Below are 413 nucleotides of genomic sequence, written 5' to 3' on the forward strand. Positions count from 1 at the left end.
TGCTTTGTTCACTACCATCAGTATCATTACAAATTTTTTGCTTGCCATGAATTACAGCGTTGCCAGAGATTTTTACATTCTCAGTTCTAGCCCAGCCATCAGTAGAGGGCTTGCTATAAACTACCGCATTATCACAAACCCGTGCATTGCCAAAAACCTCTACATTCTCAGAAATAGTAGCTCTATCAGAAATACAAGCATTATCATAAATCTTAGCACCCCCATAAATACAAGCCGACCCTGATATTTTTGCATTGCCATAAATCTTGCCACTCACATGAGCACTACCAGAAACTTGTGCATTATCAGAAACATATGCAAGAAAAGAGAGTTGTGCATTTTCGCAAACAACAGCATTGTCACTAACAACACCATTTACCATTGCGTTATCACAAATTTTTGCATTTTTAAAA

At 37.5% G+C, this 413-nt stretch carries 1 pseudogene; it reads right to left on the reverse strand.

Annotated features, from left to right (window positions below):
- Positions 1 to 413: pseudogene (locus PVV69_RS09910) on the reverse strand (hypothetical protein); the annotation flags it as partial.

The sequence above is a fragment of the Bartonella sp. MM73XJBT genome, from assembly GCF_028618465.1.
In the GTDB taxonomy this organism is placed as follows: Bacteria; Pseudomonadota; Alphaproteobacteria; order Rhizobiales; family Rhizobiaceae; genus Bartonella.